This window comes from Halomicrococcus pelagicus (genome assembly GCF_051917725.1).
Taxonomy (GTDB): Archaea; Halobacteriota; Halobacteria; order Halobacteriales; family Haladaptataceae; genus Halomicrococcus.
Genome location: NZ_JBQBLX010000005.1, coordinates 277,964 through 304,599, shown reverse-complemented (window position 1 = coordinate 304,599; position 26,636 = coordinate 277,964). Strand labels below are relative to the sequence as shown.

28 protein-coding genes and 1 tRNA gene are annotated in these 26,636 nt (G+C 63.6%); 20 read left to right on the top strand and 9 right to left on the bottom strand.

What is annotated here, in order from left to right; genetic code table 11:
* Positions 1-52 precede the first annotated feature (52 nt).
* Complete coding sequence (locus ACTF4R_RS15550; RefSeq protein ID WP_433628040.1) at positions 53-223, top strand: hypothetical protein; 171 nt, start codon at positions 53-55, stop codon at positions 221-223.
* Positions 224-390: 167 nt separating this feature from the next.
* Entirely contained in the window at positions 391-1,248 is an 858-nt protein-coding gene (locus tag ACTF4R_RS15545) for a DMT family transporter (protein WP_440008787.1), read from the top strand.
* 3 nt (positions 1,249-1,251) lie between these two features.
* Here ACTF4R_RS15545 and ACTF4R_RS15540 read toward each other — a convergent pair whose 3' ends face one another.
* Positions 1,252-1,782, bottom strand: a complete 531-nt coding sequence (locus tag ACTF4R_RS15540) for a type II toxin-antitoxin system RatA family toxin (protein ID WP_440008786.1) — start codon at positions 1,780-1,782, stop codon at positions 1,252-1,254.
* A gap of 117 nt (positions 1,783-1,899) precedes the next feature.
* Between ACTF4R_RS15540 and ACTF4R_RS15535 the strand changes: the two genes are divergently transcribed.
* Together ACTF4R_RS15535 and ACTF4R_RS15530 are read left to right on the top strand one after the other, a co-directional pair.
* The gene (locus tag ACTF4R_RS15535; RefSeq protein WP_440008785.1) at positions 1,900-2,637 is read left to right on the top strand and encodes an FAD-dependent oxidoreductase; all 738 of its coding nucleotides are present in this window, start codon (positions 1,900-1,902) and stop codon (positions 2,635-2,637) included.
* A 108-nt stretch (positions 2,638-2,745) separates the two neighbouring features.
* Positions 2,746-4,692 (top strand): ABC transporter ATP-binding protein, encoded by a 1,947-nt coding sequence (locus ACTF4R_RS15530; protein WP_440008784.1) that lies wholly within the window; start codon positions 2,746-2,748, stop codon positions 4,690-4,692.
* A gap of 27 nt (positions 4,693-4,719) precedes the next feature.
* Here ACTF4R_RS15530 and moaA read toward each other — a convergent pair whose 3' ends face one another.
* Positions 4,720-5,679 (bottom strand): GTP 3',8-cyclase MoaA, encoded by a 960-nt coding sequence (gene moaA, locus ACTF4R_RS15525; RefSeq protein ID WP_440008783.1) that lies wholly within the window; start codon positions 5,677-5,679, stop codon positions 4,720-4,722.
* Between the two features lie 202 nt (positions 5,680-5,881).
* Between moaA and ACTF4R_RS15520 the strand changes: the two genes are divergently transcribed.
* Both ACTF4R_RS15520 and ACTF4R_RS15515 read left to right on the top strand, forming a co-directional pair.
* Positions 5,882-6,916 (top strand): Mrp/NBP35 family ATP-binding protein, encoded by a 1,035-nt coding sequence (locus tag ACTF4R_RS15520; RefSeq protein WP_440008782.1) that lies wholly within the window; start codon positions 5,882-5,884, stop codon positions 6,914-6,916.
* Positions 6,917-6,919: 3 nt separating this feature from the next.
* Positions 6,920-7,132: a DUF7976 family protein gene (locus ACTF4R_RS15515; RefSeq protein ID WP_440008781.1), complete on the top strand. Its 213-nt coding sequence runs from the start codon at positions 6,920-6,922 to the stop codon at positions 7,130-7,132.
* A 3-nt stretch (positions 7,133-7,135) separates the two neighbouring features.
* Here ACTF4R_RS15515 and ACTF4R_RS15510 read toward each other — a convergent pair whose 3' ends face one another.
* Positions 7,136-8,074: a hypothetical protein gene (locus ACTF4R_RS15510; protein ID WP_440008780.1), complete on the bottom strand. Its 939-nt coding sequence runs from the start codon at positions 8,072-8,074 to the stop codon at positions 7,136-7,138.
* Positions 8,075-8,108: 34 nt separating this feature from the next.
* Positions 8,109-11,417, bottom strand: coding sequence for a PKD domain-containing protein (locus tag ACTF4R_RS15505; protein ID WP_440008779.1), 3,309 nt, complete (start codon positions 11,415-11,417; stop codon positions 8,109-8,111).
* A 309-nt stretch (positions 11,418-11,726) separates the two neighbouring features.
* Here ACTF4R_RS15505 and ACTF4R_RS15500 point away from each other — a divergent pair, with 309 nt between their 5' ends.
* The 4 genes from ACTF4R_RS15500 (at position 11,727) to ACTF4R_RS15485 (ending at position 16,451) form a co-directional block, all read left to right on the top strand.
* A complete protein-coding gene (locus tag ACTF4R_RS15500) occupies positions 11,727-13,619 on the top strand; it encodes a 2-oxoacid:acceptor oxidoreductase subunit alpha (protein WP_440008778.1) in 1,893 nt (630 codons plus the stop codon).
* A 1-nt stretch (position 13,620) separates the two neighbouring features.
* A complete protein-coding gene (locus tag ACTF4R_RS15495; protein WP_440008777.1) occupies positions 13,621-14,556 on the top strand; it encodes a thiamine pyrophosphate-dependent enzyme in 936 nt (311 codons plus the stop codon).
* Positions 14,557-14,687: 131 nt separating this feature from the next.
* On the top strand, positions 14,688-15,116 hold the full coding sequence (lrpA1, locus tag ACTF4R_RS15490) for an HTH-type transcriptional regulator LrpA1 (protein WP_113277477.1): 429 nt from the start codon (positions 14,688-14,690) through the stop codon (positions 15,114-15,116).
* A gap of 183 nt (positions 15,117-15,299) precedes the next feature.
* Positions 15,300-16,451 carry an NAD(P)/FAD-dependent oxidoreductase gene (locus ACTF4R_RS15485; RefSeq protein WP_440008776.1) on the top strand — a complete coding sequence of 384 codons (1,152 nt, stop codon included), beginning with the start codon at positions 15,300-15,302 and terminating at the stop codon, positions 16,449-16,451.
* A gap of 163 nt (positions 16,452-16,614) precedes the next feature.
* On the opposite strand, the gene ACTF4R_RS15480 is transcribed toward ACTF4R_RS15485, so the two are convergent.
* The 3 genes from ACTF4R_RS15480 to ACTF4R_RS15470 form a co-directional block, all read right to left on the bottom strand.
* The gene (locus ACTF4R_RS15480; protein ID WP_440008775.1) at positions 16,615-17,049 is read right to left on the bottom strand and encodes a DUF7313 family protein; all 435 of its coding nucleotides are present in this window, start codon (positions 17,047-17,049) and stop codon (positions 16,615-16,617) included.
* Between the two features lie 88 nt (positions 17,050-17,137).
* On the bottom strand, positions 17,138-17,869 hold the full coding sequence (locus ACTF4R_RS15475; protein WP_440008774.1) for an NAD(+)/NADH kinase: 732 nt from the start codon (positions 17,867-17,869) through the stop codon (positions 17,138-17,140).
* A 154-nt stretch (positions 17,870-18,023) separates the two neighbouring features.
* Complete coding sequence (locus ACTF4R_RS15470; protein WP_440008773.1) at positions 18,024-19,334, bottom strand: M20/M25/M40 family metallo-hydrolase; 1,311 nt, start codon at positions 19,332-19,334, stop codon at positions 18,024-18,026.
* Between the two features lie 212 nt (positions 19,335-19,546).
* On the opposite strand from ACTF4R_RS15470, the gene pdhA reads away from it, so the two are divergent.
* Positions 19,547-20,608, top strand: coding sequence for a pyruvate dehydrogenase (acetyl-transferring) E1 component subunit alpha (pdhA, locus tag ACTF4R_RS15465; protein ID WP_440008772.1), 1,062 nt, complete (start codon positions 19,547-19,549; stop codon positions 20,606-20,608).
* A gap of 91 nt (positions 20,609-20,699) precedes the next feature.
* Positions 20,700-20,942, top strand: a complete 243-nt coding sequence (locus ACTF4R_RS15460) for a hypothetical protein (RefSeq protein ID WP_440008771.1) — start codon at positions 20,700-20,702, stop codon at positions 20,940-20,942.
* Here the strand turns inward: ACTF4R_RS15460 and ACTF4R_RS15455 are convergent, their stop codons facing one another.
* Complete coding sequence (locus tag ACTF4R_RS15455) at positions 20,943-21,200, bottom strand: MTH865 family protein (protein WP_440008770.1); 258 nt, start codon at positions 21,198-21,200, stop codon at positions 20,943-20,945. It lies immediately after the preceding gene.
* A gap of 114 nt (positions 21,201-21,314) precedes the next feature.
* Between ACTF4R_RS15455 and ACTF4R_RS15450 the strand changes: the two genes are divergently transcribed.
* Positions 21,315-22,373, top strand: coding sequence for a M42 family metallopeptidase (locus ACTF4R_RS15450; protein WP_440008769.1), 1,059 nt, complete (start codon positions 21,315-21,317; stop codon positions 22,371-22,373).
* Between the two features lie 148 nt (positions 22,374-22,521).
* The gene (locus ACTF4R_RS15445) at positions 22,522-23,094 is read left to right on the top strand and encodes a plastocyanin/azurin family copper-binding protein (protein WP_440008768.1); all 573 of its coding nucleotides are present in this window, start codon (positions 22,522-22,524) and stop codon (positions 23,092-23,094) included.
* 159 nt (positions 23,095-23,253) lie between these two features.
* Here ACTF4R_RS15445 and ACTF4R_RS15440 read toward each other — a convergent pair whose 3' ends face one another.
* Positions 23,254-23,739: an SRPBCC family protein gene (locus tag ACTF4R_RS15440; RefSeq protein WP_440008767.1), complete on the bottom strand. Its 486-nt coding sequence runs from the start codon at positions 23,737-23,739 to the stop codon at positions 23,254-23,256.
* Positions 23,740-23,823: 84 nt separating this feature from the next.
* On the opposite strand from ACTF4R_RS15440, the gene ACTF4R_RS15435 reads away from it, so the two are divergent.
* The 6 genes from ACTF4R_RS15435 to ACTF4R_RS15410 all read left to right on the top strand — a co-directional run bounded on the left by ACTF4R_RS15435 (position 23,824) and on the right by ACTF4R_RS15410 (position 26,634).
* Positions 23,824-24,069, top strand: a complete 246-nt coding sequence (locus ACTF4R_RS15435) for a YhbY family RNA-binding protein (RefSeq protein WP_113277466.1) — start codon at positions 23,824-23,826, stop codon at positions 24,067-24,069.
* The gene (locus ACTF4R_RS15430; RefSeq protein ID WP_440008766.1) at positions 24,069-24,950 is read left to right on the top strand and encodes a mechanosensitive ion channel family protein; all 882 of its coding nucleotides are present in this window, start codon (positions 24,069-24,071) and stop codon (positions 24,948-24,950) included. The genes ACTF4R_RS15435 and ACTF4R_RS15430 overlap by 1 nt, the downstream gene beginning before the upstream one ends.
* Before the next feature lie 149 nt (positions 24,951-25,099).
* Positions 25,100-25,184, top strand: a tRNA-Ser gene (locus ACTF4R_RS15425).
* A gap of 27 nt (positions 25,185-25,211) precedes the next feature.
* The gene (locus ACTF4R_RS15420) at positions 25,212-25,727 is read left to right on the top strand and encodes a 30S ribosomal protein S13 (RefSeq protein ID WP_440008765.1); all 516 of its coding nucleotides are present in this window, start codon (positions 25,212-25,214) and stop codon (positions 25,725-25,727) included.
* On the top strand, positions 25,727-26,248 hold the full coding sequence (locus ACTF4R_RS15415; RefSeq protein ID WP_440008764.1) for a 30S ribosomal protein S4: 522 nt from the start codon (positions 25,727-25,729) through the stop codon (positions 26,246-26,248). The genes ACTF4R_RS15420 and ACTF4R_RS15415 overlap by 1 nt, the downstream gene beginning before the upstream one ends.
* The gene (locus ACTF4R_RS15410; protein ID WP_113277462.1) at positions 26,245-26,634 is read left to right on the top strand and encodes a 30S ribosomal protein S11; all 390 of its coding nucleotides are present in this window, start codon (positions 26,245-26,247) and stop codon (positions 26,632-26,634) included. The genes ACTF4R_RS15415 and ACTF4R_RS15410 overlap by 4 nt, the downstream gene beginning before the upstream one ends.
* Positions 26,635-26,636 lie beyond the last annotated feature (2 nt).

Here is a 26,636-nt window from a genome sequence, read left to right as displayed (position 1 = left end):
TCGAGAGGCGGGACCGAAGCGCTTTAATGATTAGGCTAGCCTAAAACATCGCATGGCCGCAGATCTGGAGACAGACAGCGACGTACCCGTCGCTGCGGACGCCGAGACCGACACGCCCACGCTGTCGCTGCACGAGACGCGACCCGGACGCAACGTCCTGACCGAGGAAGGGAACACCGACGGCTGGATCGCCAGCGACCTGACGGTCGACGTCCCCCGATAGACCGACCCGCTGACGGGCGTCGTCCACCTGATAGCGACCGACTCGGGCACCGGTATCGAATCGACGGACCTGCTTTGCTCCGGGCCCCGTCCCCGACCCGCTACGAGCCGCAGGGCTCACGTTCCGCAGTCGAACGACCTAAAACGCAGTACGGCGGAGACTCCCCTATGACTGACCGGGTCGGCGTGGCGCTCGTCCTCGTCTCGGCCGCGGGGTTCGGCACGCTGGGGATTTTCGGCAAGCTCGCGGCCGCCGCCGGCCTCTCGATTCCGACCGTCCTGCTGTTCCGGTTCCTGCTCGCCACCGCGCTGGTCTGGGGGCTGTTAGCGGCTCGCGGGCGGCTCGACCTCCTCTCCGGACGGAACCTGCTCGTGGGGCTCGGCCTCGGCGCGTTCGGCTACGCGGTGATGAGCGGTCTCTACTTCTGGGGGCTGTCGTTCATGACCGCCGGACTCGTCGGCATCCTCCTGTACACGTATCCGGTCTTCGTCGTCGTGTTGGCCGCGTTCGCGCTGGACGAGCGCGTCACCCGGCGGACCGCCGCCGCGTTGACGCTGGCGCTCTCGGGCGTCGCGCTCGTCACGGGCGCGGACCCCGCGGGTGCCGACCCGCGCGGCGTGGCCGTCGTGGTCGCGGGCGCGGTCGTCTACGCCACGTACATCACCGTCAGCCGGGTTGCGCTGGACGCCGTCCCGGCGGACCGGCTCACGGCGCACGTCCTCCCGGCGGCCGCCGCGGCGTACTTCGTCTACGGTTCCGCGACCGGTGCGCTCGCGGTACCGGCCACGGCGTACGAGTGGAGCATCGTCGTCGCCATCGCTGTCGTCGCCACGGCGCTGCCTATCTTCACGTTCTTCGCCGGCCTCGCCAGAATCGGGGCGAGCCGTGCGAGCGTCGTCAGTACCACCGAACCAGTAGTGACGCTGCTGCTCGGCGCTGCCGTCCTCTCCGAGCCCGTGACGCTCGCTACCGTGGTCGGTGGCGCGCTCGTGCTCGGCGGCGTACTGGTCGTACAGGTGGAGTAGAACTCAGACCGTGTCGGGCTTCTCGTGGAACTCCAGGTCCACGTCGCGCGGTTCGCCTTCGAGGTCGGCGACGATGCGCTCGACGACCTTCTCGGCCTCCTTCTGGACGAGCGGCCTCACCTTGTCGACGACCCAGCCGAGCGAGACGAACATCGGCAGGTCGAGCATGCCGGCGTCGGCCGAATCGGCGTCGAACTCGATGTACAGGTAGACCCGCGACGCAGCCTCGCAGTCCTCGGGCGCTTCCGCCGGCGCGGGCTCGACGCGCCAGTGGCCGTGTGCGTGCAGGTCCTTCACTATCTTCCAGTCGATGCGGTTGGGCGGGTCGAGTTCGGTCACCTCCGACCTGACGGTGTAGGTTAGCTTCCACCACTGGAGGTGGATGTCGTACTCGGTTCCCGGTCCGCCGTCGCCCCGGTGGGTCACCTGCGCCAGGTGCTTCGAGTAGTCGGCGTACCCGGGGAAGTCGAGGAGGAACTCGTAGGCCTCCTCCGGCGGCACGTAGACGACGGTGCTGAGTTCGACGCTGTCCACGCCGTTGATTGTGAACGACCGAAAGTAAGCATTCTGGCATTCGGCTTCGAAGTTAATGTTCGCGCCGTACCGGCCCCAACCGCACAGTTGGTATCCCCCGGCTTCGAAGGGTCGTGTATGACGAACGAACGCTACGACGTGGTCGTGGTCGGTGGCGGCATCGCTGGGCTGTCGGCGGCCCTCTACACCGCTCGCGCGGACCTCGACACGCTCGTCGTCAACGATGGCGTCTCGATTCTCGAACGGAACGCCATCCTGGAGAACTTCCCTGGCTTCCCCGCGGGCATCGACCCCCGGTTGTTCTGCCTCATGCTCGACGAGCAGATAGAACGCGCCGGCTGTTCGCGCCTCGACGCCCGGACGGAGGCGGTCCGGTCCGCCGCCGACGGGTTCGTCGTCCGGACGGACGGCGAGACGGTCGAAGCCGAGCGCGTCGTCGCCGCCTCGTGGGCCGACGCCGAGTACCTCGAACCGCTCGACGTGGGGTTCGAGCGGTCGGGGGGAAAGCGGTTCGTCTCGGCCACGGACGGCGGCCGGACCGCCGTCGACGGACTGTACGCCGCGGGTCGGCTGGCGAACCGGTACCACCAGGCTATCGTCGCCGCAGGCCACGGCTCGCAGGTCGGCCTCACCGTCGTCGGCGACGCCGACCCGGACTTCTACAACGACTGGGTAACACCGGAGGGGTACTTCACGAATCGCGGTCACGAGGTGCCGAAGGGCTGCGAGGAGATCAGCGAGGAAGAGCGCCGACGCCGCACTCGGCGGGGCCACGACCGCCTGCGGACCTACCTCGAAGAGTGGGAGGACGAGACGCCCGTGCCGCATCCGAGCTTCGTCGACGACGTCAGGTGAGCGTTCGCCGTTGCGACGGCGGACCGACCGGGGTCCTCGTCTCCGGGGGCCCGCCAGTCTGCCGTTACCCCAACGAAGTAGTGAAACAGTTCTGAACCCTTCGGAACGATGAGTGACGACCCCGACGAGGTAGACCCTGGGAAGTGGGGCGGGAACGTCGACCGACCGATGCTCAGGCTGTTCACCGAGTACGGCCGCGACCACTGGGCGTGGTTCGCAGTCGGACTGCTGACCAGTACGGCGGCGCGTTTCCTCGCACTCGTCCCGCCGGTCGTCCTCGGGGTCGCCATCGACGCGGTGTTCTACGACAACCGACCGTACTCGCTTCCGGGCGTGCCCGACGCCTGGCTCCCGACGGCGACGCTCGACCAGTTCTGGCTCTCGGTCGGCATCATGGGCGTCGCGATGACGCTCGGTGCAGTCTGTAACTTCGCGCGCCAGTCGAGCCTGAACCTCTTCTCCCACCGGGTCAAACACGAGGTGCGGACCGACACCTACCGGGCAATGCAGCGGCTCGACACGGCCTTCTTCGACGACCGACGGACCGGCGAGCTGATGAGCATCCTCAGCAACGACACGAATCGCCTCGAACTGTTCCTCGACAACATGATGAGCAGCGCCATCCAGCTCGGCGTGCTCGTCCTCGGTATCGGGGGCGTCCTCTTCTCTATCAACCCCGAACTCGCGGTCGTCACGCTGGCGGTCATCCCGGTCGCGGCGGTGTTCACCTGGTGGTTCATGCGTATCGTCGAACAGCAGTACGCCGACATCCGCTCGTCCGTCGGCGACCTGAACACGCGCCTGGAGAACAACCTCGCCGGCGTGGGCGTCATCAAGACCGCCGGGACCGAGGCGTACGAGAGCGAGCGGGTCCGCGAGGCGTCCTACGAGTACTTCCAGCGCGACTGGAAGGCGCTCCGGATGAACTTCATCTACCGGCCGGGAATGCAGCTTCTGACCTCCATCGCGTTCGTCACGACCTTCGTCGTCGGCGGACTCTGGCTCATCGGCGAGCCGCCGCTGTGGTTCGGCGGGGACCTCTCGGTCGGCACCCTCGTCACCTTCCTGCTGCTCGCCCAGCGGATGGTCGAGCCGCTGACCCAGATGAGCGAAATCGTCGACCGCTACGAGGACGCCAAGGCGTCGACGCGGCGCATCTTCGGTCTGATGGCCATCGAGCCCTCCATCACGAGCGACCCGGACGCGGTCAAACTGGACGACGTGGCGGGCCGGGTCGAGTACGACCACGTCGACTTCGCGTACGGAGTCGAGGGAGAGTCGTCGGACGGGCGCTCCTCCGACAGCGAAGTCGTCCTCCGGGACGTGACCTTCACCGCCGACCCCGGCGAGACGGTGGGTCTCGTCGGACCCACGGGCGCGGGGAAATCCACCATCTGCAAGCTCCTCGTCCGGCTCTACGACGTGACCGACGGCGCAATACGGGTCGACGGCCACGACGTGCGCGACGTGACCGTCGAGAGCCTGCGGAGCCACGTCGGCTACGTCGGCCAGGACACGTTCCTCTTCGACGGGAGCGTCCGTGAGAACGTCGCCTACGGGAGCTTCGACGCGAGCGACGAGGAGATAGAGGCGGCGGCGAAAGCCGCGGAAGCCCACGAGTTCATCACCAACCTGCCGGAGGGATACGACACGCGCGTCGGCGAGCGCGGCGTGAAACTGTCCGGTGGCCAGCGCCAGCGCATCTCCATCGCCCGGACCGTGCTCGCCGACCCCGACATCCTCGTCCTGGACGAGGCGACCAGCGACGTGGACACGGAGACGGAGATGCTCATCCAGCGCAGTCTGGACCGACTCACCGAGGACCGCACCACGTTCGTCATCGCCCACCGCCTCTCGACCGTGAAGGGAGCCGACACGATCCTCTCGGTCGACGACGGCGAAATCGTCGAGCGGGGGTCTCACGAGGAACTGCTGGAGGAGGACGGTCTGTACGCGGACCTCTGGCGAGTGCAGGCCGGCGAGGTCGACGACCTCTCCGACGAGTTCGTCCGGGAGGCCGCCAGGCGAGCGAGCGCGGCGCGCGACGACGCGTAGACGCACCCTACTCTCGCAGAAGCGGCTCTATGCGTCGATGTATTCGTCGTTGACTTCCCACTCGCCGTCGTCGCCCCGGACCATGTACTCGCCGTAGTACGGAACCCGGTTCGCGACGGTCTCGCGGAACGTCTCGCGAATCTCGGCCTTCGTCATCTCGCCCATCGAGCGGAGGTCGTCGTTGCGGTTCAGACAGCCCTTGAGGTAGCCTTCGTGGGTCACGCGCACGCGGTGGCAGTTCGAACAGAACTCGGGGTTCTCGACGGGGTCGACGATCTCGACCATGCCGCCGTCCACCCAGTAGCGTCGCCGGCCGTGCATCTCCCGAATCTCGATGTCGTCGGCCTTCTCTTCGAGCCAGTCGTGGACGCGCTGGATGTCGATGGCCCACTCGGGGTTGCCCGTCAGTTCGGGCATGTACTCGATCAACTGGAGGCGAAGGCCGTCGTTGTCCGCCACGTGTTCGACCATCTCCGGGACGTACCCCGCCGTGGCCTCGAACACGACCATGTTCAGCTTCACGGGAGACAGCCCCGCTTCTACGGCGGCCCGGACGCCGGCGAGGACCTGTTCGTACGCACCGGTTTCGGTCACCTTCGCGAAGTCGTCCGGGTCGAGTGCGTCCTGCGAGACGTTCACTCGTTCGAGTCCGGCGTCGCGGAGGGCCTCGGCGCGCCCGGGGAGGAAGGTCCCGTTCGTCGTCAACGAAACCTCCATCTCGTCGGGCGTCCGTCGGATTATCTCTTCGAGGTCCTCACGGAGCATCGGCTCGCCCCCCGTGAACTTCACCTTGCCGACGTCGAACTCGCGTGCGACTTCGAGAAACCGGACCACGTCGTCCGCGCTCATCTCGTCGTCCTGGGCTTCCATCGGACCGCGCGTGTCTCCCAGTCCCTCGTTGTGACAGTACACGCAGTCGAAGTTACACCGGTCGGTGAGCGAAACCCGGACGCCGGTGACCTCGCGCCCGAACGAGTCTTCCAGCATTACTCCCACCTTCCGGACGAAACTTCATAAACTCGCGGGAGGAACGCCCGCGGACGTAACCGAATTCGGTTACGAGGTGCAGGGAGAGAAAGGAGGACGAGTTCCACTGGCTCGCCAGCCCACCGGTGTCTCGACGTTCGCTCTGCTCGTCGGGTCGACCGGTTCACAAGCCTTATCGACGGGTCCCTCCCTAGGTGTTTTCATGGACGAAGCCGACGTACGCGACCGTCTCCGGACGGTCGAGGACCCCGACTTGGGCGAGGACATCGTCTCCCTCGGGCTCGTAAACGACGTCACCGTCGACGGAGAGACCGCTCACGTCTCGCTCGCTCTCGGAGCACCGTACGCGCCACACGAGACGCAGATAGCCGACCGCGTCCGCGAGGTGCTCGCCGACGACGGACTCGACGCGGAGCTGTCCGCCAGGGTCGACGACGACCTCTCTCACGACGAGCAGATACTGCCCGGCGTCAAGAACGTCATCGCCGTCGCGTCCGGCAAAGGCGGCGTCGGCAAGAGCACCATCGCCGTCAACCTCGCCGCCGGACTGTCGAAACTCGGTGCACGCGTCGGGCTGTTCGACGCCGACATCTACGGCCCGAACGTCCCCCGGATGGTCGCCGCCGACGAACATCCGCGGGCGACCGAAGACGAGAAGCTCGTTCCGCCCGAACAGTTCGGTCTGAAACTGATGAGCATGGCCTTCCTCGTCGGCGAGGACGACCCGGTCATCTGGCGGGGCCCGATGGTGCACAAGGTTCTCACCCAGCTCTGGGAGGACGTCGAATGGGGCCAACTCGACTACATGGTCGTCGACCTACCGCCGGGCACCGGCGACACGCAGTTGACACTCCTCCAGAGCGTCCCCGTCACCGGTGCCGTCATCGTCACGACGCCCCAGGAGGTCGCGCTCGACGACGCGCGAAAAGGGCTCGAGATGTTCGGTAAACACGACACGCCCGTTCTCGGCATCGCCGAGAACATGAGCACGTTCCGCTGTCCGGACTGCGGCAGCGAACACGACATCTTCGGCCGCGGCGGCGGTGCGAAGTTCGCCGACGAGCACGACATGCCGTTCCTCGGCTCCATTCCGATCGACCCCGCCGTCCGCACCGGCAGCGACGACGGGCAACCCATCGTCCTGGACGAGGACAGCGAGACCGGCGACGCGTTCCGCATCCTCACGGAGAACGTCGCCAACAACGTCGGGATTCTCAACCGCCGGAAACAGCGCTGAACCATGTCCCCCGAGACGAACTCGTTCGACTCCGACCCCGAGCGCGTGGAACTCCTCCGGAACGTCGCCGACGACGTTCGCGGGGAGAGCAGCGAGAGCAAGCAGGTCGCCGCGCTGCTGTACCGGGTGAGCGACCTGTACGACCCCGACGAGGAGACGTCGCCGCGCGACATCTACCTCAACATGCGCGAAATCGTCCGGACGAAAGAGGAGTGAGCCCTAACGGAGTCTGCGGACGACCAACAGTACCAGGATGATTCCGACGGCGGGATAGACCAGCGGAACGCCTTCGATTTCGTGACCACCGCTGATTTTCTCACCGTAGCTCTTCGAGTAGCTCTCGTTCTCGTACTCGTAGGAATTCTCTCGCCAGGGCCCGCGAATCGGTTCGTACGACTCGTTCCACAGCGACGTCGTACCGTTGACGCGACCGACGAACTCGACCTGGTCGAGAGCGCCCTCTCGTTCACTTACGTTCTTCGTGTAGAGACGGGCCTCCCCCGCTATTTTTTCGCTTAGGTCGTCACGAAGTTCTACTTTGATAGTCCGGGATTCGCCCGGTGGAACAGAGGCAGCATAGAAACTTCCACTCGTTTTCTGAGTGTGCACCATTAGTTTCGAGCTGTATAATTGGATTGATGGGTTTACGACAGTGACGTAAGCGACTGATGAGGGTTTGCCATCGACTGTCCCTTCTGCAACTGCCACATTAGTGATGTAAGGATGGGGTATATCGGTATTAGATGAGTCAATTTTCTTTGTAATATTAATTTTGGTGTAATCCCCATAGGTAGAAATAGTGACGGTATGATTATTTCGGTTGACATCCATATAGGTAGAAAGGTTAATATTATGGGTCCACTGTTCATTTCCCGCGAGATCAAAAGAGTAGTCAGCGACTCTTTGTCCGTCCACATTGACTATTACACCAGTATTTTCAATGTTAATTGACCTCTTAGTATATGCTGTTACTGCAAGATCGTAAGACGACTTGTTGATTGTACTGATAACGCAAAGTCCTCTTCCAGATTGTATTATCTCTGACTCTTTTTCTGCATACTTGGTACAATCTGTTCCTTCTTTTGCAACTGTAGAACTAATTCCTACTCCAGTGACTGCCAAAAATGCCAACAGTAATATCATTGTATTTTTTCTCATAAGATAACTTAATAATACCAGGATATAAAATCTTCTAGCTAGCTATACAGTTGTCCCCGATTCGACAGTCACCATCGTTTTCCTCCTTGGCACTAACTGCCTCCTTCCGGAGATCCTCCTCGGACGCTTTTCCGAAGAGACTCACGTCCACCCGTCGGTGACCTGCCTCGACAAGCTTTGACTTATCTTCACCCACGTAGATGAACTTCTTCTTGACGTCCCCCGATACGGTTGCGGAGGTTCTGAGGACTGTGTCACTCTCCCGGTAATCTGATACCCGAATCGTACGGTTACCGTCCGGTTTGGAAAGAGTCCAACTCGTGATCGGCTCAGCAGAGCCGATGCGATAGTTATCGGAAGAGAGGTACGATTCGGTCAGTAATCTGTCCTTAGTCGTTATCTTGATCCGCCACTCGTACTTTGCATCGCGGATTTTCTTCCGTCGTTCAGCAATGTACCGGCGAACGACTTCCGTCTTTTCGGTGGAGTATTCGAAGCGGTACTGAGTCTCGTACTCGGCGTCCCTTACTTTCTCTTGCCTGTGCTCACCCGTCGACCAGTGGTCCCGTCCCATTTTCCGATGCGCCCAGTAAGTTTCTGTCCGTGTAACAGTGTACGTGTACGTTTCTGTCGTGGTATAGGTTCGAGTATCATCGTAGCAGAGGTATCGGCGAGGACACCGAATCACCCGTCGTGTTTTGGTTACCGTTCTCGTACCGGTTTTCTGGACGTCGTAGCTGTATGCGTACTGTTTCAACGTTCGATACTTCGCACGCTGAGTCTTGACACGTCTCGTCTCACCGGTGAATCTCCCTCGTCCGGACTTTGAGTCTCTCCACTCGGACCTCGTCACCGTCTTCGTCTTCGTCGTCACGTCCGTTCCTGCAACTGACCAGCTCGGGAAATTCTGTACGAAGGCCGATCGTTCCCATCGACTGGAGAAAATTTTCTGTAATTGTCGGAACTTCGCATCCCTTACCTTCACGCGCTCTTCGACTGTGTACTGGAACCCTTCCTGTTCTTTGTCGGCTACTGAGTAGCCTTCGTTAAGATATTTATCTCGGTCCGACGTCGACCGCACGGTCACCCAATCATATTTCGGACGCTCAACGAGGTATCTGACGTTTTCTACGGAAACATTCTTCCACACTTGTCCGTATCGTCGAAGGACACGAACGTCAGGAAGTGAAATCCTCTCTTCCGTCTTCGAATGTTCAGCATTGAATATACGCACCTCTGGATTTTCGGTATCTTTGGCGAGCTCCGATGCCGGTATCTTAACAGTACCGACGTACTGCCGATGGTCATCACTAGGGGAAGAGGAATCGTTATCGACTCGCCTCTTCTTCCACTTTATCACTTCCCCGTCGGAGCTAGTAACACTCGCCTCTAGCTCGAAGTCGAGATGATACCTGTTTTTCGAGAATCTATATGGTTCTGTTGCGATACTGACCGTGACTTCCTCATCCGGTTTATACGGGCCGCTGGTTTTCATTTTAGGTCTTGTTACTGTTGGTGTGTAATGTTTTAGATATTCTACCTTTCTTGTAGACTTTAACTTGTAACCGTCTTCTATAGTTAGCTCAGCAAACCTTACAGAATCAAATTTTGCGGTAGCGTTGTCTTTCGTAATAGGATTTGAGCCCTTTTTCCAAATATACGATATTTCTGTTCCATCAGGATCGAAAGATCTACTGGCATCAACAACCATTCCCCAATGTTTCGGATAGCGTGTATGGGCCCCAGGCGCAATAACTTCAAAATGTAGTTCTGGAGGACTAGGTGTTACCCGAAACGATGATTGATCTTCTAGATTATTCCTTACTTCCACACTCTGGGACACCCTTACTCTTGGTATTAGAGAATATTCACCTGGGATATTTCCTGACCAGTAGGTATGAAATGTAACAACTCCGTCTTTGACCTCCTTTGAGCTTGACAACCTCTGCATGTTTGAAGATTTCCCTAAATAACTGGAGGAAACCTTAGAGGCATCCACGCCGTTCAAATCCACTTTCATGACGTGGTGTGCGGTGTATCGATCCGAGTCGATCCGCTCGTGATAGGAATCCACGGGCCCATTCACGAAACCTGCTTCCACGACTTCCGGGCGTTTCACTGGTTCAATGGTTTTCGTCGTGGTCGACCGCTGCCCTCTGTCGTCGACCGAGACGACGGTCAGGTTGTACGTTTCACCGGGTTCGAAATCCCGGTGTGTGAATCGAGCCTCCTGACGCTGAGACGGATTAGCACCACGGAGGTCCATCTCCGAAACGCCGACGATATTTCCGTCTATTTTGACCGTAACCGATAGCAAGTTTCCATAGGTGTCTGTGCCGACACCGGTACCGGAGATGGCGTCGATCTCGTCAAATCCGGACAGAGAAGCGGTGGGTTTCGGGTCTGCTACGACTTTCGTCGACCCGTCGTCGAACCGAGCGACGTCAGTCGAACCGTCGGAGTAGGTCACGACCGCGTAGAGCGTGTGATCACCGGGTTCCCACGTCTTGTTCGCGGATTGGCCGGAGCCGAACGGTTGGGAGTCGGCCATCCATTCGATCGTGCGAACGTTTTCAGTTGCGTCGTCGAATGAGACCTGGTACGTTCCGCGAAGCGGCGTCGTGCCCGTCACGAGGTTATCTCCGCTCACGGTAGGATCGTGCCGTTCGGAAATGGTCCGGGTGTCCGACGGCGGGTCGTGGTTCCGCGGAGCGTGGACCGACACGGAGAGCGTTTCGGTAGTGCGCTGGCCGTCGGCGTCGACGACGGTAGCCGTGATCGTTCTGGTGCCATCGGTCGGGAACGTGCGTACGAGCGTGTCAGCACCGTGCCGTCCCGACAGAGTTCGATTGACGGCCTCGGTCCCGTCGACAGACCAGACGACGTGGTCGAGCGACGCAGTTCCGGCGTCGATCGTTGCGGAGTAGGACGTCTGCTTGCCAGCGGTGGTGTCACCTGGCCCCTCGAGGTCGAGTTTCGGTGATTCACCCGGGGAAACCGTGACGTAGAGCGTGTCGCTGCTCGTCGCGCCGTCGTCGTCGGTGACGGTCACCGTGACGGTGTAGGTGCCGACTGCGCCGGGTTCAAACCGTGTCCGGGCGCAGTCGGAGCAGTCGGGGGTTACCGTCCGTCCGGACGGAGTCTCTACACTCCATTCGTACCGTTCGATTCGACCGTCCGGGTCTCGCGACCCGGTCGCGTCGAGGAGAACGGTCGACCCGCGGGTGACTTGCTGATCGAGTCCGGCGTCGGCGAGCGGCGCTTCATTGGCCACTACGATTGCCGGGCCGAACGATGCTGTCAGGAGCAGTAGCGTTATGGCGTTCGTTCCTGCTTTCCTCATCGTGTCGGACGAGTTTAATATCCTTTCTTTTTATAAAATTACGTAATTACTATCATCCATAATTTTTCTCAGTAAGAGATTAATACGACGACTATCGAAGATGGAGAGCGTCGTGATTTGGCAATAGGACCAGTTCCTGCGAAGTACCCTGTGAGTTCTCGCTAACGAACCGTCTCACATTCCCCGAAAACACCGAAACCGGGCCTTAGAAGCTATCTATCACAATAGTTCCTTGGTAATCGATAGCAAAGGCTTTACCTCTGAGCCGAGAAACTGTAAGTCAAGGCCAGGGAGGCCAGGAGTCCACTTATGACAGACGATGAACTCATCTGGCGAATCGCAGGCGGTTCCGGAGACGGAATCGACTCGACGAGCCAGAACTTCGCAAAGGCCCTGATGCGCTCGGGGCTGAACGTATTTACGCATCGGCACTACCCCTCTCGCATCCGTGGCGGTCACACGTACGTGGAGATTCGCGCGAGCGACCACGACGTGAAATCGAGGGGCGACAACTACAACTTCCTCCTCGCGCTCGGGGACAGCTTCGCTCGCAACCCCCAGGACGAAGCCTACTACGGCAACGAGGAGATCAAACCACTCTCGGAGAACCTGGACGAACTCCGTGAGGGAGGCGTCATCGTCTACGACTCGGGGCTGCTCGACACGGACGAGATCCCGAACTTCGAGGAGCGCGTCGAGGAGAACGACTGGCACGTCTACGACCTCGACCTGCGTGGACTCGCGAAGGAGCACGGCAGGGAGGTCATGCGGAACACGGCCGGCGTCGGTGCGACGTGTGCCATCGTCGACCTCGACCTCGAACCCATCGAGAAGTTGATGGAAGACGCGATGCCCGAGAAGATACTGGAGCCGAACCTCGAGATTCTCCACGAAGCCTACGAATCCGTCCAGGAGGACTACGAGACGGACGTCGGTATCTCGCTGCCGACGGGCGAACACGACGAAGACCAGGTACTCGTCTCCGGTAGTCACGGTATCGCGTACGGGGCTCTCGACGAGGGCTGTCGGTTCATCTCGGGCTATCCGATGACGCCCTGGACCGACGTGTTCACCATCATGACCCAGAACCTCTCGGACATGGGCGGCATCTCCGAGCAGGTCGAAGACGAGATCGCCGCGGCGTCGCTCGCCATCGGAGCCAGCCACGCCGGCGCGAAGGCCATGAGCGGTTCGTCCGGCGGTGGGTTCGCGCTCATGTCGGAGCCGCTCGGGCTGGCCGAGATAACCGAGACGCCCCTCGTGCTCGTCGAGGCGATGCGCGCGGGACCGTCGACGGGGATGCCGACCAAGCCGGAGCAGGGCGACCTCGAACACGTCCTGTACACCAGCCAGGGCGACTCCAACCGGGTCGTAATGGCACCGGGTGACGCTCAGGAGTCCTACGAACAGGCTCGAAAAGCGTTCCAGATCGCGTACGGCTACCAGATTCCCGTCGTCGTCCTCTACGACCAGAAGCTGTCGGGCGGCCACCAGACCGTCCCGGAGTCGACGTTCGACGAGGAGCCCAACCCGGACATCGGCGACGTCGTAACCGAAGACGAACTCGAGGACGCGGAGCGGCTCGCCGGTCGGTTCAAGCGGTACCGCTACGACGGCGAGGACGGCGTCAGTCCGCGCTCCATCCCGGGGCAGAAGGGTGGAAACTTCCTCGCGTCGGGCAACGAGCACAACGAGGCCGGTCACATCAGCGAGGACCCCGACAACCGCGTTCTCCAGATGAACCGTCGGATGGGCAAGCTCGACGCCATCCGCGAGGAACTGGACTCGATGGACCAGTCGAACCAGACCGTCTACGGTCCCGAGGACGCCGACTACGCTATCCTCGGCTTCGGGAGCACGAAGGGCGTCGTCGAGGAGTCGGTCGACCGCCTGAACGACGACGGCCACTCGGTGAAGGCGATGAACGTCAGCGACCTGCTCCCGTTCCCGCGAGAGGAGGTCCGCGAGTTCCTCGAGAGCGTCAACGAGGCGCTGGTCGTCGAGATGAACGCGTCGGCACAGTTCCGCCGTCACATCCAGGGTGAACTCGGCATGTACGGCGAGAAGCTGTACAGTCTGCTGAAGTACGACGGTAACCCCTTCGAGCCGGCGGAAGTCGTCGACGGCTTCGAGTCCCGGCTCGAAGACAGCGTGGAGACGGGTGGCTACAACACCCGTATCGAATCCGCGACAGGTGATTAAAATGAGTGCATTCAACGCCATCGGAGAGGAACGAGATATCGAGAAAGACGAGTTCACGCCGAGCCTGGAACCGCAGGCGACGTGGTGTCCGGGCTGCGGTGACTTCGGTGTCCTGAAGGCGCTGAAACAGGCGATGCCAGAGGTCGGCCGCACGCCGGACGAGACGCTGCTCGTCACGGGCATCGGCTGTTCGGGGAAGCTCTCGAGCTACTTCCAGAGCTACGGCTTCCACTCCATCCACGGGCGCTCCCTGCCGGTCGCGCGAGCGGCCAAGATGGCCAACCCCGGTCTCGAGGTCGTCGCGGCTGGCGGTGACGGTGACGGGTACGGCATCGGCGGGAACCACTTCATGCACACCGCCCGTGAGAACCACGACATGACGTACATCGTCTTCAACAACGAGATCTTCGGGCTGACGAAGGGCCAGACGTCGCCCACGTCGCCGAAGGGGCACAAGTCCAAGACCCAGCCCCACGGCAACGCCAAGAGCCCGATTCGACCGCTGTCGCTCGCGCTGACGTCCGGCGCGTCGTACGTCGCCCGGACCGCGGCGGTCAATCCGAACCAGGCGAAGAACATCCTGGCCGAGGCGATGGAACACGACGGGTTCGCACACGTCGACTTCCTCACGCAGTGCCCGACGTGGAACAAGGACGCCAAGCAGTACGTCCCCTACGTCGACGTGCAGGACAGCGACGATTACGACTTCGACGTCAACGACCGCCGCGAGGCGTCGGAGATGATGCACGAGGTCGAGGACAAACTGTACGAGGGAACGGTGCTGACCGGCCGGTTCTACGTGGACGAGGACCGACCGTCCTACCAGCAGGAGAAGCAGTCGACCGGCGACATGCCGGAGACGCCGCTCGCAGAGCGGTACTTCGACGAGGAGTACGACTGGGAGCGGAGCTACGACCTGCTCGACCGGCACAAGTAACCCGGCTACGTTCGCCGTCGACGCTTTTTCGACCAAGTTCCGACGGTAGTTCGACGAACATTCTTACAGCCAGCAAACTGTTTTCGAGTTCGGAAGATATTTTTCACTGTACGGGAAACATTCCAGTAGCAATGAGCACGGAGTCGACGGAAGACCGAATTCTCACCGTTCTGGAGAACGACGCCCAGGCGTCGTACGCCGAGATTGCCGAGCGCGCCGACGTATCGAAGCCGACCGTCCGCAAGTACATCGAGAAACTGGAAGACGAAGGCGTCATCGTCGGCTACTCGGCGGAGGTGGACCCGAAGAAGCTCTCCAGCCAGAGCATCGCTCTGGTCGGCATCGACGTCGCGAGCGAGCAGTACGTCGAAGCTACGCGCGCGCTCAAGGAACTCGACGACATCGAGACGCTGTACACCTGCAGCGGTGACCACATGCTGATGGCGGAAGTTCGCGCGCCGGACGGCGACGCCGTCGGCGAGGTCATCAGCGAGGACGTCCTCGCCATCGACGGCGTCACGGCCGCCCATCCCTCGTTTCTCCAGGAACGACTCAAGTGAGTGCTCGTCCGTCGGTCACCGTTTTCGCTCTCACCATCCGGTAGCGTTCGGCGGCGCCGGGTCTTCCCGTCCGGCGTTCCTCGAAACGGCCGGGCGACCGGGGTCGCCCTCTGCGATTGAGAATCTCTCCCATCGCATCGGGGTTTCAAAGCCTTTGTATCGAATGCCTCCTGAGTTGCGCGTATGACTGCGAAGGTCGTCGTGCTCGGAGCCGGGTATGCCGGCGCTGGCGCGATTCAGCAGCTCGAAGCAGAACTCGACAGCGCCGACATCACCTGGGTTTCCGACAACGACTATCATCTCGTTCTCCACGAGGCCCACCGGGTCATCCGCGACCCCCGGGTCAAGGACAAGATAACGCTGCCCGTCCACGACATCAAGTCCCCGAGCACGCAGTTCGTCGAAGGGACCGTGACCGGCGTCGACACCGACGAGCGAAACGTCGAACTCGACTCCGGCGACGAGATAGAGTACGACTACCTCCTCGTCGGACTCGGAAGCCAGACCGCCTACTACGGCATCCCCGGCCTCGACGAGAACTCCCTGACGCTGAAGAGCCTCGACGACGCGCTGGAGATTCACGAGTCGGTCAAGGAGGCCGCAGGCGAGGCCACGCGCAACGACCCCGCGACGGTCGTCGTCGGCGGTGCGGGCCTGTCGGGCATCCAGAGCGCGGGCGAGATCGCCGAGTACCGCGACAAACACCGCGCACCCATCGACATCTACCTCGTCGAGGCGCTGGACGAGATCATGCCCGGCCAGGACCCCGAACTCCAGGGGACGGTCAAGAAGTACCTGCTGGAGAAAGACATCGAGATTCTGACGGGCGACCCCATCACGGAGGCCACCGAGGACGACATCCAGTTCGACGAGGGCGACCCGCTGGAGTACGACGTGTTCCTCTGGACCGGCGGCATCACGGGCCGCGCTGCGATGAACGACTGCGGACTCGACAACGAGCACAACCGCGTCACGACCGAGGCGAACTTCCAGACCAGCGACGACCGCGTGTTCGCCATCGGCGACTGCGCCATCGTCGACCAGGGCAACGACCCCGCACCGCCGACCGCGCAGGCCGCCTGGCAGGCCGCCGAGGTCGCCGGCGAGAACATCGCCCGCAGCATCCGGGGGCAGCCGCTCGCGACCTGGACCTACGACGACAAGGGGACGCTCATCTCCATCGGCGACGCGGCAGTCGCCCACGACATCCCCCTGGTTCCCGTCGACACGTTCAACTCCTCGGCCGCCGAGTTCCTGAAGAAGGCCGCCGCCGCGCGCTGGATCGCCGACGTGAGTTCCATCGGTCGCGCACTCGACGCCTGGGAGTCGCTGTAACCGCGCCGGCTCTCTTTCCTTCGCCGCGAATCGTCCCTTCGGCTGCTCTCTCTCTCTCTCTTTCGCTGCCTCGTCGACCCACCGGCGAGCGCCGGCCGTAGCTCGACGAAAGCGACGTTCGAAGGTGTTCGAAGGCGTTCGAAGCTAGAGGGAGGAGCCGTCGTCAGACGATGGCGCTCCACCAGGGCTTCACGAGGAAGAACAGCGTGTTGTACGCCGCGTAGAGGAACACGAGCACGGACGCAGCTATGGCCGCCTTCGGGCGGTCGAGGGGAACGTCCCGACGCATCTCGACGCCCCGGGCCTCGACCTCGAAGAAGTCGGCGATGAACAGGCCGATGACGAGCGACGAGAGCACGATGCCGCCGTGGTGGTGCAGCGTCAGGTAGTAGAACGACGCGAGCACGAGCAGGACGTTCGTCAGTTCGTGGGGAATCCAGCGGTCGACCTCCTCTCGGTCGTCGTCTTTCGCCTGTTCGCGGTATTTCCCGAACGCGAGCCACCGCGTGCCCATGTTGACCAGCACGAGCACGACCACGAGGTAGCCGGCCACGGGTTCGAGCACGTCGATGGGCCCGAGCAGCGATAGCAGTTGCATGTCCGGAACTGAGTGCGGTAGCATATTATATTCTTTCCAATTCGCCTGGCCGGTCCCGCTCGAAAAAGGGGGTTCCGAGTCGCGAGCGCTACTCGAAGAACCGCCGGCTCCCCTCGACGGTCACCAGTTCGACCGCGCCGTCGTACGCCAGTTCCACCGGGGTCCGCGGCGGCACTTCCGCGACTTTGCGGTCGTCGGCGTACAGCGACACTTCGCCATCGTCTCGCTCGACGGACAGCGTCACCGGCCCCGACAGCACCCAGTTCCCGAGATGGATGGCGAAGGGGGCGACGGGAACGACCGAGAGGACGTCCGTTTCCGGCTCTACTGCCGGCCCGCCGGCATCGTATGCGTACCCGGTGCTCCCGGTCGGCGTCGCGACGACGACGCCGTCGGCGCGGAACTGGTCGACGTCGCTGTGACTTGTCCGGACCGCGTACTCCGAGATGCGGGCGGCCTCGCTCGTCACCAGCATCGCGTCGTACAGCGCACGTGCGACGCGTTCGCCGTCGATACGCACCGAGAGTAACGGGCGCTCGGTGGTCGACCACTCGTCGGCGAGCAGGTCCGCCACCGCCTCCTCGACGTCGGACTCCGGGACGCTGGCCAGTTCCGGTCCTGCCGCGACGGCGAGCACGGGGACGGACGTCCCGGCGCGAACCGCGTCGAGCACCGCCGGTTCGCCGGGCGCGACGACGACCGAGGGGTCCGCGTCGAGCACCGTCGCGGCCGTGCCGCGTTCGACCGTCCCGTCCGCGTCGCGGACCGCATCGGCGACCCGGGTCGCCAGGTCGGACTCGCCGACGACGCCGACGGTCATCGCTCCTCTCCCGGATGCCACGTGTCGCTCATCACTGGACGTTGCTCGCCGGGGCTTGAAAAGCATGCGGACCGCTGCGGTCGGCGACGTCCGTTCCCTCCGAGACTCGCGCAGTGTCGCGGGGGTTTCCGGCGGGCTAGACGGCGACAGACGCCTACTCGTCGTAGGGCCAGTCGCCGGTTATCTTCATACCCTTCGCCTTGTTCTCCGCTTCCAGCGCCTCGGCGATCTCTTCGGGCGCCTTGTGCGCGACCGAGAACTCGTCGCTGGCGAGATGGACCGTCAGTTCCGTCAGGAGGATGGCCTGCTCGCGGAGGTCCCGGACCTCGAGTTTGTCCAGCGTGTCGGCGTGGGTGTGCCCCCAGCCGCGACCCTCGTCGCCCGTCTCGCTCATGACGTGGTAGCCCGGCACGCCCCACTCGACGAACGGCCAGTGGTCGCTGTGCGGTCCCTGCTCCGGGATGGTCTTCACGGGATGGTCGAAGCGGTCGGCGACGGCGTGGGCCGCCTCGTCGAGCGCGTCGAACCCGTGGGTGTAGAACGAGAGCGTGCGTCCGCGGACGACGCCGTCGTTGTTCACGATGGCCTTGACGTCGTCGAAGTTCGCCCGTTCGGCCATGCGTCCGGACCCTTCGAGGCCGACCTCCTCCGCGCCGAACGCGACGAAGTGGACGCGCGCGTCGAGTTCGTCCTCGCGGTCCGCGAGCGCCCGCGCCATCTCGACGACCATCGCGGTTCCGGCGCCGTTGTCCATCGCTCCCTCGGCGATGTCGTGGGCGTCGACGTGGCTGGTGACGAGCAGTTCCTCGTCGGTGTCGGGACCGAGTTCGGCGTGGACGTTCCCGCTCGTCGCGTCGTGGACGTCCGCGTCGACCGCGACGGTGACCGTCTCGCCCTCCCAGCGCCGGGAGAGGCGCGCGCCGACCTCCTTGCTCACCCCGACTGCGGGGACGTCACCGATGGGGTCGTCCGCGGTGCCGACGCTGCCCGTCGGTGGGAGACAGCCCTCGACGTGGTTCTTGAACACGAACGCGGCCGCACCGCCCTCGACGGCGTAGTAGTACTTCTCGCGTCGGTGGACGAACCGGTCGAAGTAGTCGGGAACGTTCGTCGCGACCATCACGACCTTCCCCTCCACGTCGGTGTCCTCGAAGTCCGAGGGCAGGCCGTACCCGAGATCGACGAGTTCCCCCGTCGCGGACGCGTCCGGACTCCGGGGGAGCGCGATACAGTCCTGGCTCGTTTGGCCCGCACGAATCTCGCTACCGCCCCGCGTCCACCCCTGCACGTCGAACTCCTCGATGCGAGCGTCGCGTGCGCCGACCTCCGCGAGCGCGTCTCGCGTCGCCTCCGCCGCCCGTCGTTCGCCCTCGCTGCCGGCCATCCGGTCGCCGACGTCGACGAGCGTTTCGAGGTGGTCCCACCCGGCGTCGCTTTCGAACGTCGTCCCGATCCACTGTGTCATACGCCATCGTGTCTCCGGGTCGCCGCCTAAGTGTTTCGAATCGGAACATCCCGAAGAATCGTCGAAAAAGACGGTTCGTACCGGGGGAGGATTCGAAATGTCGTCGTCGGGGTACAAATACTCCATTGTGATTCAGAGATATATACGGACCTCGGCGATGTTTTATAACGAAAGAGCGTGTTCTATCGATAGACAGTCGGTGTTTTCCAAGAATGGCTTCACAGGCTCCTGACGTGACGCAGGTCGTCGCACCGGACGGAACCGTCGACGGCGAGGTCGAACTGTCGGCGGAGGACACGCGGAACGTCTACCGCCTCCAGGTGCTCGCACGGACGTTCGACGAGAAGGCCGTGTCGCTACACCGCCAGGGACGCATCGGGACGTACGCACCCCTCAAGGGGCAGGAGGCGGCGCAGGTCGGGGCGGCCTACGCGCTCTCGACCGACGATTACTGCTTCCCGACGTACCGCGACCACGCGATGTATCTCACGCGGGGACACTCGATGCGCGACGTCCTCCTGCACCTGCTCGGTGCGGGCAACTACGTCGACCGCGAGGACCCCGACGGACTGCGGACGTTCACTCCCACCATTCCCATCGCCACCCAGCTTCCGCACGCCGTCGGCGTCGGGATGGCGGCGGACTACGACGGCGACGACGCGGCCGCGCTGGCGAGTTTCGGCGACGGCGCGACCAGCGAGGGCGACTTCCACGAGGCGATGAACTTCGCGGGCGTGTTCGACGCGCCCGTCGTCTTCTTCTGCCAGAACAACCAGTACGCCATCTCGGTCCCGCGCGAGCGCCAGACGGCGAGCGCGACCATCGCCCAGAAGGCCGACGCCTACGGCTTCGACGGGATGCGAATCGACGGCAACGACGTGTTCGCCGTCTACCGCGCGGTCACCGAGGCGCTCGAACGCGCACGCCGGGGCGAACCGGTGCTCATCGAGGCGGTCACCTACCGGCAGGGCGCACACACGACGACCGACGACCCCTCGAAGTACCGCGAGGAGGCCGAGGTCGAGGAGTGGGTCGAGAAAGACCCCATCGAGCGCACCCGGGAGTACCTCCAGGCCGAGCACGGGTGGACCGACGAAGACGAAGCGGCCCTCCGCGAGGACTGCGAGGCCCGGGTCGCCGAAGCGGTCGACGCAGCGGAGGCTCACGACGGCTTCGACACCGACGCGATGTTCGACCACGTCTACGCCGACGAACACCCCCGCCATCCCGACCAGCGCGAGACGGTGCCCGACGACCCGCAGGTCGAGCGCTGAGACCGCCGGCGGGCGGTCCGCCACGGTCCGAGTCGGCGTTCGCGCCAGCATAGTTATGTGAGCCGCTGTAGAACCGACTGTGGGGTTCATCATGGAACGTCACGATCCACAGATGGGGGTAGAGGAGTCGGGAGCGGAGCCGATACCCTCCGAGGACATCGCCGAGATGGAGATTACGGAACCGACGCTGACGTGGCTCGAACTGTCTCGGCCCCAGCAACCGATTCCCATCGGAGAGCAAGACCGCGTCCTGAACAGCCGATTCAACGAGCAACACGACGTCTGGGAGGTACTGCTCGTCGCGATGCCGACCGAAGAAGAGGACGACGACTGACTACAGCATGTCCTTTTCTCTGAGCCCCTCGATGAGGTCGTCGACGAGCGTGTCGACGTCGTCGTAGGGGAAGTCCTGTGCATCGGACATCTTCGTCGACAGTTCCATCGCCGTGAAACTCGTGTCGCCAGCCTCGAACCGGGTTCCGGGTCCGTTCGGGAGCGCCGGCACGAGGTCCATCGGGTTGCTGACGGGGTAGTCCGCGCCCTCGAATGCGTCGTGGAACTGCTGTCGGAATTCGGCTTCCTTGTCTACCATGTACGGCAATTGCGTGATTACGTGGCAAAAACGTTCCGGAACAACACTAAATAGGTTGTGAGTTTATCCCCCGTTCGCGTGGGTTTATGCCACTTGCCACCAGATGACCTGGGGATGACGAACGAGTTCGCGTTCGACTACGACCTGCTTCGGGAACTCACCGAGACGAGCGGCGCGCCGGGGTACGAGGACCGCGTGCGGGCGGTCGTTCGGCGGGAGTTCGACGGGATAGTGGACGAAGTGCGAACGGACGCGATGGGCAACGTCGTCGGGACGGTCCACGGCGACGCCGACTACGAGGTCGCCGTCGCGGCGCACATGGACGAGATAGGGTTCATGGTCCGGCACGTCGACGAGGACGGGTTCCTCGCGCTCGACGCTCTCGGCGGATGGGACCCGCGGGTCCTGAAAGCACAGCGCGTCACGGTCCACGCCGAGGCGGACGACCTGACGGGCGTCATCGGCTCGGTGCCGCCGCACCTGCTGGACGACGACGACGAGGACGAACGGGGCGTCGAGGACGTTCACGTCGACCTCGGACTGCCCGCCGAGGAAGCGAACGAGCGCGTCGCCGTCGGGGACCTCGTCACGATGGAGCAGACGACGACCCGGGTCGGCGAGCACGTCACGGGCAAGGCGCTCGACGACCGCGTCTGCCTGTTCGCGATGCTGGAAGCCGCGAAGCGCGTCGACGACCCCGACGTGACGGTCCACTTCTGTGCGACCGTCCAGGAGGAACTCGGCATCCGCGGTGCGTCCGCGCTCGGCGTCGACCTCGACCCGGACCTCGCCGTCGCGCTCGACGTGACCGTCGCCCAGGACGTGCCGGCGGTGGAGAAGGAGGCCGACTACGTGACCGAACTCGGCGAGGGTGCCGCGGTGAAGCTCAAGGACGGCAGCGTCGTGACGACGCCGAAGGTCCACCGCCGGATGCGGTCGGTCGCCGAGCGACGAGAGATTCCACATCAGACCGAGATTCTCCCCTCCGGCGGCACGGACACCGCCGGATTCCAGAACACCCACGGCGCGAAGCCTGTCGGTGCCATCTCGGTTCCGACGCGCTACCTCCACACCGTCACCGAGAGCGTCCACGGCGACGACGTCGCGACAGCCATCGACCTGCTCGCGGCGTTCCTCGACACGGAGACCGGCGAGCACGACTACCGGCTGTAGCGCGCCGTCCGGCGAACGACCGCAGGGAGCGGACACGTTTTCGATCCAGCGTTTCGAGTAGTGTACGAAGGACGGGAGCGCATCCGACGAAGCAAAACGGTGGGTGCAAACCAAAGTATTCAGTAACCGTCGGTCCAAAGCCCCGGCCATGACAGATGGGGAAACGACTGGTTCGGTGACGCGACGCGGGTTCATGCTCGGGACGGCCGGTGCGGCGGCTACCGGCGCGGTCGGGGGCGTGAGCGCCCAGGAAGGCGGCGGCGAAAGCGGCGGCGGTGGCGGCACGAAGACGGTGAAGGTCGTCGACAACGAGTTCGATTCGGACGAAGTCACCGTCGCGCCCGGCACGACGGTGAAGTGGGTCTGGGAAGGGAACGGCCACAACATCGTCGTCGAGAACCAGCCCGACGGCTCCAACTGGGAGGGGACGAAGGGCGGCGAGTCGAAGCTGTACGACAAGGGCCACACCCACGAGCACACGTTCGAGTCTACTGGTTCCTACGAGTACTACTGTGCCCCCCACAAGGCGATGGGGATGACCGGTACCGTCACGGTCCAGGAGGGCGGGGCCTCTTCGAGCGGGTCCTCCAAGCCGGCGGTGCCCAAGGGCGCGAAGACGCTCGGCGTCGCCACCTCCGGCGCGCTGATGACCACGCTCGGACTGGCGTACTTCTTCATGAAGTTCGGCGGCGACTACGGCGAGCTCGGCGAGTACGAGTAACCGACTCGGCGTCGTCCATCCCGGCGTCGCGAACCCGTCGTCGGTTCTCGCTTCCCGGCAGTTGTCGTTTCGACCCCGAGACGACTGCGTTCCGACACGCCTGACCTCCGCGTTCCGGTAGCCTCGCAGTCTCCGCCCTCGTGGCTTCGACGCGGTCGGTCAGCGTCGTTCGAGCAGTTCCTTCGTCTTCCGGTGGCGGTACCGGAACATCGGCTCGAAGCCCACCCATCCGAGCGGGCCGACCGCCCGGCCGACCGGACCGCCCGGGAACTCGTACTCCACGCGGTCTCGCACCAGCGTTCCGCCGTCTGCGGCGAAGAACTGGTGGGTGTGTCGCCACGTCTCGAACGGACCGTCGTGCATCACGTCCTCGAAGATGGCCGCGCCGTCCTCGCGCTCCCGGCGCGTTATCTCCGACACCCACCGCTGGGGCGGGCCGACGCCGAACGGCCGCGCCGCGAGCCTGATTCTGGTGCCGGGGGAGAGCACCTCTGGGTCGGGGTCGCCGTCCGGTCCCCGCATCGCCTCGACGCGGAGGTTCATCCAGTCGGGCGTGAGCGCCTCCAGGCCGTCTATCGCGGAGTGGAACGCCCAGACCTCGTCGAGCGGTGCGTCGACCCGGACCTCCCGCTGATACGTGGCCATCGTTCGAGCGTGGGGCGCGCGGAGTAAAGGCCCTTCGTCGGGAGTAGAACTTTTAAACGGGACCGCCGCCAAGGTCCGTTCGTCATGACCGACCAGGATCTCCGGAAGAAGGCACACGACCTCGACGTGACCGTCTGGGTCGGCAAGAGCGGCCTCGAATCGGTGACCGGCGAACTCGACGACCAGTTGTCCGACCGCGAACTCGTGAAGGTGAAGTTCCTCCGGGCGGCGCGCGGCGGCACGTCGACGGACGAACTCGCCGCGGACCTCGCCGAGCGCGTCGGCGCCGACCTCGTGGAGACGCGGGGGAACACTGCAGTGTACCACTGATGGTGACCCCCCTGCCGTTCCTCGACAGGATTCTAGAAACCGAGTACGCGATAGCGGTCACGCAGTCGCTGTACTTCGTCGGCTCGTTCGTCGCGCTGTACCTCGTCGGTCGGCTGGCCGTGTTACCGGTCGTGCGACGCGTCCTCGACAGCCGGGACTACGACCAGAGCGTGACGAAGCCGCTGGCGAAGCTCGCTCACTTCGGCGTCCTGTTCGCGGCCGTCGCGCTCGCCTTCGGCTTCGCGGACTACGGCAACATCCTCACGGCGCTCGCCACCGTCGCCGCGGCCGCGACGCTGGCCGTCGGCTTCGCGCTCCAGGACATCATCGCCAACTTCGTTGCCGGCGTGTTCATCTTCACGGACAAGCCGTTCAAGATCGGCGACTGGATAGAGTGGGACGACGGGAACTACAAGGGCATCGTCGAGGACATCAGCCTCCGGGTGACCCGGGTGCGGACGTTCGACAACGAACTGCTGACCGTGCCGAACTCCGTGCTCACGGACGGCGTCATCAAGAACCCGGTGGCGTACGACAGGCTCCGGGTGACCTTCGACTTCGGCATCGGTTACGACGACGACGTCGAGCGCGCGACGGAGGTAATCGTCGACGAGGCGCGAGAGCACCCCGAGGTCCTGAACGACCCCGAACCGTCGGTGCGATTGACCGAACTGGGCGACTCCGCGGTCGGGCTCCGGTCGCGGTTCTGGATCGCAGACCCCGCGCGGAGCGACTTCGTCCGGACGCGCGCGGAGTACGTCTCGGCGGTCAAGCGACGCTTCGACGAGGAGGGCATCGACATCCCCTACCCCCACCGGACGCTGGCCGGCGGCATCGAGGTGACCGACGCCGCGAACCTCGCCGAGGTCAGCGGGGACTGACTCCGGTCGAGACGCCGGCCACCGGGGTCCGGGGAACCGTTCTCCTCCAGTGGATTCGTTGGGCTTAAATAACCCCTCGTCCAACGTACGAGTGCAGTGAACTGTAGGGACGTGACGTCCCGAGTCCGAGAGGGCGAACGTAAGTGTGTGTCGAGGTAGCCTAGTCTGGCCCACGGCGCAGGGTTGCTAACTCTGTGGCGTCAAGCCTCGAGGGTTCGAATCCCTCCCTCGACGCTCCGACATCGCTCGAAAAGACCAACCATGAGTACGGAACAACCACAGGACGAGGAGGACGACGACGACCTCCGATACTTCGTCCGCATCGGGCAGACCGACCTCGATGGGACGAAGACGGTGGAGCGATCCCTGAGCGAGATGAACGGGATCGGTCGTCGGACCGCAAGAATCATCGCCGACAAGGCGGACATCGACCGGATGGCGACGTTCGGTCGACTCGAGGACGAGGAGATCGAACGCGTCGTCGAGGCCGTCGAGACGTACGCCGACGAAATTCCCGAGTGGCTCGCGAACCACCGCAACGGGTACTTCTCCGGTGAGACCACCCACGAGACCGGTAACGACCTGCAGATGACGCGTCGGCAGGACATCAACCGGATGAAGATGATCGACTCGTACAAGGGCGCTCGCCACAAGCGCGGGCAGAAGGTTCGCGGTCAGCGAACCAAGTCCACGGGTCGTACCGAGGGGACCATCGGCGTGAACGTCGAAGAGATCAAGGAAGAACAGGCCGCCGAAGAGGAGGCTGGTGAGGAGTAATGTCGCTACCTGGCGAGAACACGAAGTTCTACGAGACGCCGAACCACCCGTTCCAGGGCGAGCGCATCGCCGAGGAGCAGAGCCTGATGGACCGCTACGGGCTCGCGAACAAGGAGGAACTCTGGCGGTCCCAGAGTCAGCTCCGTAACTTCCGACGCGAGGCCCGTCAGCTGCTCGGCGGCATGACCGGCGAGGAGTCCGGCGAGGGCGAGGAGTTCGTCTCCCGGCTGAAGCGCATCGGCGTCCTCGACGAGGGCGACGAGCTCGGCGACGTGCTGCTGCTGGAGCTCACCGACGTGCTCGAGCGTCGCCTCCAGACGGTCGCCTACCGCAAGGGTCTGGCGAACACGCCCGAGCAGGCGCGACAGTTCATCACGCACGGACACGTCCGCGTGGACGGCCGTCGCGTGTCGATACCCTCCTACAAGGTCGAAGTCGACGAGGAAGCGACCGTCGAGTTCGACGAGAACAGCCCGCTTTCGGACGAACTCCATCCCGAACGCGCGGGGGATAACGAATGAGCGCAAACGACGACGAGAAGTGGGGCATCGCCCACGTGCACGCATCGTTCAACAACACTATCATCACCGTCACGGACCTCACCGGTGCAGAGACCATCGCGAAGTCCTCCGGCGGGACGGTCGTCAAGCAGAACCGCGACGAGTCCTCGCCGTACGCGGCCATGCAGATGGCCGAGACGGTCGCCGAAGAGGTCCAGGCCGCCGGCATCGACGGCGTCCACGTTCGCGTGCGAGGCCCCGGCGGGAACCAGCAGCAGAACCCCGGTCCGGGCGCGCAGGCGACCATCCGGGCGCTGGCGCGCGCCGGCCTGGAGATCGGTCGCATCGAGGACGTGACCCCGATTCCGCACGACGGTACCCGCGCACCGAAAGGTAGTGGGTTCTAACC